Here is a 9,552-nt window from a genome sequence, read left to right as displayed (position 1 = left end):
GGCGGCGGCGGACGGGGCGGGCGGGGCCGGCCCGGAGACGGCCGGCGCGGCGGGGGCGCCGGCGGATCCGGGCGGCAGGCCGATCAGGACCGCGGCCCCGCACCCGGTGCAGACCCTCTCGGGGCAGTCCGCGCCGTGCCCGTCACGGCAGGGCGGCCGCTCGAAGAGGCGGTCGTCACCGCAGGTGGAGCAGTACAAGGGGACCTCCCTCGGCTATGACACGGATCACGTTCGCATGCGGCGGTGACAGAATGCGGGACTTCGCTCGGCGTGTCCGGAACTTCGTGCGCCGCCACGGCGACGCCCTCGATCGTGCCCGATCCCGCGGAGTCCGCCCAACTAGCGTACGTTGTACGCAAAACGGGCGGATCGCGGGCGACATGCGTGGGGCGGTGCACCCCGGCGGGGGTGTTCGTGGGAGCATCTCACCTGTGGTCGAAGACGCCGTTGGATCCAAGGACTCCGCTTCCGGGCTGGCGGACAGCCCCTTCCTGAGGGCCTGCCGCCGCCGGCCCGTGCCGTACACGCCGGTGTGGTTCATGCGGCAGGCGGGCCGGTCGCTGCCCGAGTACCTGCGGGTGCGCGAGGGCGTGCCGATGCTCGAGGCGTGCGCCCGCCCGGACATGATCATCGAGATCACCCTGCAGCCGCTGCGCCGGTACGCGGTGGACGCGGCGATCTTCTTCAGCGACATCGTCGTCCCGCTCCGCGCGGTCGGCGTCGACCTGGACATCAAACCGGGCGTCGGACCGGTGGTCGCCGACCCGATCCGCGGCCCCGAGCAGGTGGCCGCGCTGCGCCGGCTGACGCCGGACGACGTGCCGTTCGTCGCCGAGGCGGTGCGCGGCCTGGTCGGCGAGCTGGGCGCCACCCCGCTGATCGGGTTCGCGGGCGGGCCGTTCACGCTGGCCTCGTACCTGATCGAGGGCGGCCCGTCGAAGAACCACGAGCGCACCAAGGCCATGATGTACGGCGAGCCGGAGCTGTGGGACCGGCTGCTGGGCCGGCTGGCCGACATCACCATCGACTACCTGAAGGTGCAGGTCGAGGCCGGGGCGAGCGCGGTGCAGCTGTTCGACTCCTGGGTCGGCGCGGTCGGCCCGCAGGACTACCGGGCCTCGGTGCTGCCCTACACCCGCCGCGTCTTCCAGGCGCTGGAGCGGTACGGCGTGCCGCGCATCCACTTCGGCGTCGGCACCGGCGAGCTGCTCGGGCTGATGGGCGAGGCCGGGGCCGACGTGGTGGGCGTCGACTGGCGGGTCCCGCTGGACGAGGCCGTCCACCGCGTCGAGCCCGGCAAGGCGCTGCAGGGCAACCTCGACCCGGCGCTGCTGTTCGCGCCGTGGGAGGTCGTCGAGGCGCGGGCCCGCGACGTGCTGGCCCGGGGCCGCACCGCCGAGGGCCACGTGTTCAACCTGGGGCACGGCGTGCTGCCCGCCACCGATCCGGACGTGCTGGCGCGCCTGGCCGACCTGGTCCACGAGGCCTCCGCGTCCTGACCTGCGGCGCGCCCCGGGGCCGGTCCCTAGGGCCACCCTGATGCCGGTTCGGGAAGACCATCTGGAAAGGTGGAGTCATGACCGAGCTGGAGGCGAACGGAGGGCGGCCGCACGCCGTCGTCATCGGCGGCGGGATCACGGGTCTGACCGCCGCGCGGCAGCTGCTGCGCGGCGGGGCGCGGGTGACGGTCCTGGAGGGCTCGTCCGACATCGGCGGCAAGCTGAAGGTCAGCGAGGTCGGCGGGATCCCCGTCGACGAGGGCGCCGAGTCCGTGCTCGCCCGCCGCCCCGAGGCCCTGGAGCTGGTGCGCGACCTCGGCCGGGCGGGCGACCTGGTGCACCCGGGGACGAGCTCGTCGGCGATCTTCAGCCACGGGGCGCTGCGTCCCCTGCCGGCCGGGCAGATGATGGGCGTGCCGTCGGACCTGCCGGCGCTGGCCCGCGCGCAGGTGCTGTCCCCGATGGGGCTGGCCCGCGTGCCGCTCGACCTGGTGCTGCCGGCCACGCCGCGCGGCGCCTCCGACGTGTCGGTGGCCGACTACGTCGGCGCCCGCCTCGGCCGCGAGGTGGTGGACCGGCTGGTCGAGCCGCTGCTGGGCGGCGTGTACGCCGGCCGGGTGGAGCTGCTGTCGTTCGAGGCGACGATGACCCCGGTCGCGGTCGCCTCCCGCAGCCACCGGTCGCTGATCGCCGCCGTCCGCGGCATCCGGCAGGCCGCGCCCGAGAACCCGGGCCCGGTGTTCGCCACCCTGCCCGGCGGGCTGGGCACCCTGCCGCACCTGGTGGCCGACGCGATCACCGCCGGGGGCGGGACGGTCCGCACCGGGGCCATGGTGCGCGAGCTGCGCCGCACGCCCACCGGGTGGCGGCTCACCGTCGGCCCGGCGCGCTCGCCCGAGTACCTCGACGCCGACGCGGTCGTGGTGGCCGTGCCCGCGGCGCCGGCGGCCCGGCTGCTGGCCGACGAGGTGCCCGCCGCGTCCCGGGAGCTGGCCCGCATCGACTACGCCAGCATGGCGATCGTCACGCTGGTCTACCCGGTGAGCGCGTTCCCGCGGCTGCCGCGCGTCAGCGGCTACCTCGTCCCGGCGGTGGAGGGCCGGGAGGTGAAGGCCGTCACCTTCAGCTCGGTCAAGTGGCCGCACCTGCGGGAGAACGCACCGGACCTCATCGCGGTGCGCTGCTCCATCGGGCGGTACGGAGAGGAGCACACGCTCCAGCGTTCCGATGAGGACCTGCGGGCCGCGGCCGTCACCGAACTGGCCGTCACCTGCGGGCTCGACGAGCTGCCCATCGCCTCCCGCGTGACGCGGTGGGGCGGGGGGCTGCCGCAGTACAACGTGGGCCACGCCGACGTGGTGGCCCGCATTCGCGCCGCCGTCGCGGGTCAGCCCGGGCTGGCCGTGGCGGGCGCGGCATACGACGGATTGGGCATCCCGGCGTGCATCGCCACCGCGCGCGCGGCGGCGACCCGGGTGCTGGAATACCTCGACAATCGGGGAGGAAAAAGTCATGACGGAGCAGGCGAGCCGGCCCAAGGCTCGGGACCTCAACCAGGTGATCCGGTACACGATGTGGTCGGTCTTCCGGGTGAGGACCCACGGTGAGGTCGCCGAGGGCCACGCCGCCGAGGTGCAGGACCTGCTCGACCAGGCCGCGCAGAAGGACGTGACCACCCGCGGGGTGTACGACGTGTCGGGCCTGCGGGCCGACGCCGACTACATGTTCTGGTGGCACGCCCCCAGCTCCGACGACCTGCAGGAGCTCTACTCCCGGTTCCGGCGCACCGCGCTGGGCCGCGCCAGCGAGCCGGTGTGGTCGGTGATGGGGCTGCACCGCCCGGCCGAGTTCAACAAGAGCCACATCCCGGCGTTCCTGGCGGGCGAGGAGCCGCGCGGGTACCTGTGCGTCTACCCGTTCGTCCGGTCCTACGACTGGTACGTGCTGCCGGAGGAGGAGCGCCGCCAGATGCTCGCCGAGCACGGCCAGATGGCCCGCAGCTTCCCGGACGTGCGCTCCAACACCGTCGCCTCGTTCGCCCTGGGCGACTACGAGTGGCTGCTGGCGTTCGAGGCCGACGAGCTGCACCGCATCGTGGACCTGATGCGGCACCTGCGGGCCGCCCGGGCCCGGCTGCACGTCCGCGAGGAGATCCCCTTCTACACCGGCCGCCGCAAGCCGGTCGCCGAACTGGTCGCCGGCCTTCCGTAACCCCCCGCCGGCCCGCGATCCGGCGGCCGTGAGCGCGGGAGGCGACCGGAGCATCCCCCGTTGTCCCGTCTGGACCGAACCTTCGGCGGACTGCCGGTAGAGTGCGGCCCGTGACCAAGGCCCCCCCGAAGCACGCGCGTGGAAGGCACGCCAAACCGCCGTCCGAGCTGGCCGTCCGCTGGGACCGGATGGTCAAGGAGGCGCTGGGGGAGTCGGGCAGACGCAAGCTGCGGGCGGCGGGGGCCGGGACGGCCTCGCTGGTGCTGATGGGCGTGGCGGCGGCGGTGGTGATGTCGGCCACCGGCGGCGGCGACGAGGCGCCCCGGGCCGCGACCGCCGCCGAGCGCGGGACGGGCGGGCGCGGCGCGCCGTCCGCCCGGACGCCCGGCGCGTCCGCCCCGGCCTCGCCCACCGGCTCGGCCGCAGCGTCGGCCACGGGGTCGGCCACGGGGTCGGCCACGGGGTCGGGCGACCCCGACGAGGTGCCCGAGGCGCTGACGTACCTGGAGCGCAAGGACCCCGACAAGAAGATCACCAAGCATGTCGAGGACGTCCGGCGCAGCGGCGAGTTCCTGCGGGTCTACACCGACCTGGAGGAGGGCGACGAGAACTCCGACCCGGCGGTGTCGCTGTGCGAGTGGACCACCGAGTTCCTCAAGGAGGGCGGGGACGACGAGCCCCGCGTGTTCGTCCACGGCAAGAGCGAGGACAACGGCAGCGTCGTGCTGGCCAACAAGCAGAACGACAAGGACGACTGCAAGGTGGGCGAGACCCGCTGACCCCGGCCCGGCCGCGGCGGCGCGCCCCCGCCCGGGTCCGCCGGGCAGGGGCCGGGGTCACTCGGCGGGTTCCAGCGTCAGGCTGATGCTGTTGATGCAGTAGCGGTCGTCGGTCGGGGTGGGGTAGCCCTCCCCGTGGAACACGTGGCCCAGGTGGGAGTCGCAGGCCGCGCAGCGCACCTCGGTGCGCACCATGCCCAGGGACCGGTCCTCCAGCAGGGTGACCGCCTCGGACTGGGCGGGCTCGAAGAACGACGGCCAGCCGCAGTGGGACTCGAACTTGGCCTCCGAGCGGAACAGCTCGGCGCCGCAGGCGCGGCAGCGGTACACGCCCACCGTCGTGGTGTCGGTGTACTCGCCGGTGAAGGGCCGCTCCGTCCCGCCCTCGCGCAGCACGTGGTACTCCTCCGGCGACAGCTGCGCCCGCCATTCCTCGTCGCTCTTGCGGATCTTCTCCATGCTTCGACGGTACCCGGGCGGCGCGGTGGGGGGACACGCCGCATTCGCCCAGATCAGCCGGTGCCCGGCCGGAGGACCGCCGGCGGCGTGGGGTAGCGTGCCGGCATGGCCGCGCCAAGCATCGAGATCCCGGTGGGGGACCGTCTCGTCAGAGTGAGCAATCCCGACAAGGTGTACTTCCCGCAGACGGGCTACACCAAGCGGCGGCTGGTGGAGTACTTCGTCTCCGTCGGGGAGGGCATCCTGCGCGCCACCCGCGACCGGCCGACCACGCTGGAGCGCTGGCCCGGCGGGGTGTTCGAGGGGGCCCGGCTGGCCACCCGCGGCGACCCGCGCGGCGCCGACGCGTTCTACCAGAAGCGGCTGCCCAAGGGGGCGCCCGGCTGGGTGGAGTCGGCGCGCATCGACTTCCCCAGCGGCCGGTCCGCCGACGAGGTGTGCCCCACCGAGGTCGCGGTGATCGCCTGGGCGGCCAACCTGGGCACGCTGACCTTCCACCCCTGGCCGGTGCGCCGCGCCGACGTCGACCACCCCGACGAGCTGCGCATCGACCTGGACCCCCAGCCCGGCACCGGGTTCGCCGACGCGGTGCGGGTGGCGCTGGGCCCGGTGCGCGACCTGCTGGACGAGCTCGGCTACACCGGGTTCGTCAAGACCTCCGGCAAGGCGGGCGTGCACGTCTACGTGCGGATCGAGCCGCGCTGGACGTTCACCGACGTGCGGCGGGCGGCGCTGGCGTTCGGCCGCGAGGTGGAGCGCCGCGCGCCCGACCTGGTGACCACCAAATGGTGGAAGGAGGAGCGGGGCGAGCAGGTGTTCATCGACTTCAACCAGAACGCCCGCGACCGCACCATCGCCTCGGCCTACAGCGTCCGGCCGCTGCCGCACGCCCCGGTCTCGGCGCCGGTCGCCTGGGACGAGCTGGCCGACGCCGCGCCCGAGGACTTCACCATCGCCACGATGCCGGCCCGGTTCGCCGAGATCGGCGACCCGCACGCGGCCATCGACGAGCGCGCCTTCTCCCTGGAGCCGCTGCTGGAGATGGCCGCCCGCGACGAGCGGGACCGCGGCCTCGGCGACATGCCGTACCCGCCCAACCACCCGAAGATGCCCGGCGAGCCCAAACGCGTCCAGCCCAGCAAGGACACCGACCGTTCCGGACGCCGCCGGGATGGCAAGGGCAAGTCCTGACCGAAAACGGCCGGGCTTCCTACACCGTTGATCTTTACCCGGCCGCGTCCGCGGTGTTGCCTGTGCCTCCGTAACGATCATCGAGAATCCGGAGGTGCGGGTTGCCCGGGAGATCCCTGCGACGAACCCGACGGACCATCGCGGTGACGCTGGCGACCGGCGTCGTGCTGGCCGGCGCGGGCGGCGTGGCCGAAGCGCGGGCCGCCGTCCCCAAGATCGTGGTGAAGGGCGGCGTGACCCAGCCGGTCTTCTCCTACGCCGACGCGATCCGCGAGCACGTGTACGTCGAGTCGCCCCTCGACAGCGACCGCGACGGCAGGCGCGACCGCGTCAACGTGGACATCATCCGGCCCCGGGAGACCGAGCGGGGCCTCAAGGTGCCCGTGATCATGGACGCCAGCCCGTACTACGACAACGCCGGGCGCGGCAACGAGAGCGAGCGCAAGACCTACGACGCGGCCGGGAACCCGGTGAAGTTCCCGCTGTTCTACGACAACTACTTCGTGCCGCGCGGCTACGCCTTCCTGGCCGTCGACATGATCGGCACGACCCGGTCCGACGGCTGCCCGACCAGCGGCGGAGCACCCGACGTGCTCGGCGTCAAGGCCGTCATCGACTGGCTGAACGGGCGGGCCAAGGCGTACACGGCGGACGGCGCCCCGGCGACGGCGTCCTGGACGACCGGCCGCACCGGCATGATCGGCAAGTCGTACGACGGCACGCTGGCCAACGGCGTCGCCGCCACGGGCGTGCGGGGCCTGGAGACGATCGTCCCGATCTCGGCGATCAGCAGCTGGTACGGCTACAGCCGCATGAACGGCGTCAAGTACTGGGAGGACGAGCAGCCCTGGCTCGCCGACTACGTCGACACCGACCCGCCCGAGAAGTGCGCCGCCGTCCGCGCCGAGCTGGACGCGGGGGAGGACGACGCGACGGGCAACTACAACGCCTACTGGGCCGAGTCGAACTACCTGCACGGCACCGTGGGCGACGTGCGCAACGTGCGGGCCAGCGTGTTCGCCTACCACGGCGTCAACGACCTGAACGTCAAGACCGACCACTTCGCCAAGTGGTGGGCGGCCCTGGCGCAGCGCGGCGTGACCCGCAAGGTGTGGCTGTCGCAGCGCGGGCACGTCGACCCGTTCGACACCCGCCGCGAGCAGTGGATCGCCACCCTGCACAAGTGGTTCGACCACGAGCTGCACAAGATCCCCAATGACGTGCTGCGGGAGCCGCGCGCCGACATCGAGATCGGCCCCGACCAGTGGATCACCCAGGCGGACTGGCCGACGCCGGGGGCCCGCACGGTGACGCTGCGGCCCGGCGCCGACGGCACCCTCGGACTCGAGCCCGCCGCCAAGGGCGCCGCCGGCACGTTCACCGACGACGCCGGGCCGCGCGGCGCCGGCCGCACGGAGGGCGACCTGGTGTCCGACCCGACCGCGGCCAAGCCGTACCGGCTGTCGTTCGTGTCGGCGCCGCTGCCGCGCAGCCTGCGGCTGTCCGGCACGCCCACCGCGAACCTGAAGGTGAAGCTGGACCGGCCGACCGCCAACCTGACCGCGCTGCTGGTGGACTACGGCACGGACACGCGCATCGACTACCTCGGCTCCGGCGAGGGCATCGAGACGCTGGCCACCGAGAGCTGCCACGGCGAGAGCACCGCCGCCGACGACGCCTGCTACCGGCAGACCCGCACCAGGACGGTCACCTCGGAGGTGAACGTGGTGGCGCGCGGCTGGCTGGACGCCCAGAACCGCGCCTCGCTCAGCAGGCCGACCCCGCTGACCCCGGGCCGGTACTACGGGGTGCGCTGGGAGACCCTCGCCCAGGAGTACGTCCTCAAGAAGGGCCACCGGCTCGCCCTGGTCATCGCGGGCACCGACGCCGACTACACCACCGAGACGCCCACCGGCGCCCGGGTGACCGTCGATCTGGCGGGCAGCTCGGTCGGCGTCCCGGTCCTGCTCGGCGACGAGGGGCCGGCCGCGCTGATCGCCCCGGAGACGGGCGCCTGGCGCGGGCCGTCCGACGTGGTGCTGCCCAAGCAGCCCAAGCGGCTCTACTGACCGCGTGGGGCGGGTTCCCGGCGCGCCGGGAACCCGCCTCCCCCCGGCTCAGAACTCGAACACGCCCGCCTTCTCGCGCGTGTAGGCGAGCAGGGAGTCGTTGCCGTAGCCGCTGTCCTTGGTGCCCTCCAGCGGGAACAGCACCTTGCGGAAGGTGTTGATCCACACGGTGCCGGCCTCCAGCGCGCGGAACATGCGGTGGGCGGTGCCGAGGTCGCGCGTCCACACGCCGGCGGCCAGGCCGTAGGGCGAGTCGTTGGCGATGGCGACGGCCTCCTCCTCGGTGTCGAAGGGGATGGCCACCGCGACGGGCCCGAAGATCTCCTCCTGGCAGATGCGCAGCCCGTTGTCGGCGGTGGCGAACAGGGTGGGCTCCACCCAGTAGCCCCCGGCCAGGCGCGGCTCGACCAGCTCGGCGCCGGACCGTCCGCCGAACACCAGCTCGGCGCCCTCCTTGACGCCGAGCTCCAGGTAGGAGGTGACGCGCTCGTACTGCTCGCGGGAGACGATCGGGCCCATCGCGGTGTCGCGCGACAGCGGGTCGCCGAGGCGGATGCCCGCGGCGACGGCCCGCATCCGCTCGATCATCTCGTCGTACACCGGCCGCTGGATCAGCACCCGGGAGCCGCCGTAGCAGATCTGCCCGGCGTTCGCGGTGAAGATCGCCTGCGTGGTGACGCCCGGCGCGGCCCGGTCCAGGTCGGCGTCGGCGAACACGATGTTGGGGGACTTGCCGCCGAGCTCCAGGGCCAGCGGCTTGAGCGCGTCCGCCGACGCCCGGGTGATGAGCCTGGCGGTGTCCACCGAGCCGGTCAGGCTGATCTTGTCCACGCCCCGGCTGCGCACCAGCGGGTCGCCGACCTCCTCGCCCAGGCCGGAGACGATGTTGAGCACGCCGGGCGGCAGCACCTCGCGCAGCAGCTCGCCGACCCGCAGGGACGAGACGGCGGCCTGCTCGGCGGGCTTGATGATCACGGTGTTGCCCGCCGCCAGCGCCCACGCGGCCTTGGCCGACAGCGTGGAGATCGGCGAGTTCCACGGGATGACGCCCAGCGTCACCCCGTACGGCTCGCGGCGCGTCAGGCCCTGCACGCCGGGGCCGAAGTCGACGCCGCGTCCCTCGGCGGCGCGGACGCACTCGGCGGCGGCGCTGTTCCACAGGTACGTCATGCCGGGCAGGTCGCGTCCGGCGGTCTCGCTGATGATCCGGCCGTTGTCGCGGGTCTCCAGCTCGGCCAGCTCCTCGGCGTGGGCGGCGAACACCGCGGCGACCTTGCGCAGGCGGGCCGCGCGGGCGGCGGCGGGCAGGGCCGCCCACGCGGGGAAGGCGGCGCGGGCGGCGGC

General features: G+C 73.8%; 9 protein-coding genes. 6 read left to right on the top strand and 3 right to left on the bottom strand.

What is annotated here, in order from left to right; genetic code table 11:
• On the bottom strand, positions 1–198 hold a 198-nt coding region (locus ABD879_RS30845; protein WP_345025271.1), incomplete at its 3' end, for a hypothetical protein.
• Between the two features lie 233 nt (positions 199–431).
• On the opposite strand from ABD879_RS30845, the gene hemE reads away from it, so the two are divergent.
• The 4 genes from hemE (at position 432) to ABD879_RS30825 (ending at position 4,489) form a co-directional block, all read left to right on the top strand.
• Positions 432–1,499 (top strand): uroporphyrinogen decarboxylase, encoded by a 1,068-nt coding sequence (gene hemE, locus ABD879_RS30840; RefSeq protein ID WP_345025270.1) that lies wholly within the window; start codon positions 432–434, stop codon positions 1,497–1,499.
• Positions 1,500–1,576: 77 nt separating this feature from the next.
• Entirely contained in the window at positions 1,577–3,106 is a 1,530-nt protein-coding gene (gene hemG, locus ABD879_RS30835; protein ID WP_345025268.1) for a protoporphyrinogen oxidase, read from the top strand.
• Complete coding sequence (gene hemQ, locus ABD879_RS30830) at positions 3,012–3,710, top strand: hydrogen peroxide-dependent heme synthase (protein ID WP_345025265.1); 699 nt, start codon at positions 3,012–3,014, stop codon at positions 3,708–3,710. The genes hemG and hemQ overlap by 95 nt, the downstream gene beginning before the upstream one ends.
• Before the next feature lie 110 nt (positions 3,711–3,820).
• Positions 3,821–4,489, top strand: a complete 669-nt coding sequence (locus ABD879_RS30825; protein WP_345025263.1) for a hypothetical protein — start codon at positions 3,821–3,823, stop codon at positions 4,487–4,489.
• A gap of 57 nt (positions 4,490–4,546) precedes the next feature.
• On the opposite strand, the gene msrB is transcribed toward ABD879_RS30825, so the two are convergent.
• On the bottom strand, positions 4,547–4,948 hold the full coding sequence (gene msrB, locus ABD879_RS30820; RefSeq protein ID WP_345025262.1) for a peptide-methionine (R)-S-oxide reductase MsrB: 402 nt from the start codon (positions 4,946–4,948) through the stop codon (positions 4,547–4,549).
• Between the two features lie 105 nt (positions 4,949–5,053).
• Here msrB and ABD879_RS30815 point away from each other — a divergent pair, with 105 nt between their 5' ends.
• Positions 5,054–6,139, top strand: coding sequence for a DNA polymerase domain-containing protein (locus ABD879_RS30815; protein WP_345025261.1), 1,086 nt, complete (start codon positions 5,054–5,056; stop codon positions 6,137–6,139).
• 143 nt (positions 6,140–6,282) lie between these two features.
• Positions 6,283–8,208, top strand: a complete 1,926-nt coding sequence (locus ABD879_RS30810) for a Xaa-Pro dipeptidyl-peptidase (RefSeq protein ID WP_345025260.1) — start codon at positions 6,283–6,285, stop codon at positions 8,206–8,208.
• Positions 8,209–8,256: 48 nt separating this feature from the next.
• Here the strand turns inward: ABD879_RS30810 and ABD879_RS30805 are convergent.
• The coding region (locus ABD879_RS30805) for an aldehyde dehydrogenase family protein (protein WP_345025259.1) at positions 8,257–9,552 on the bottom strand (1,296 nt) is incomplete at its 5' end.

Source organism: Actinomadura keratinilytica, from assembly GCF_039539665.1.
GTDB classification, from domain to species: Bacteria; Actinomycetota; Actinomycetes; order Streptosporangiales; family Streptosporangiaceae; genus Spirillospora; species Spirillospora keratinilytica.
This window is presented reverse-complemented; position numbering and strand designations above follow the sequence as displayed.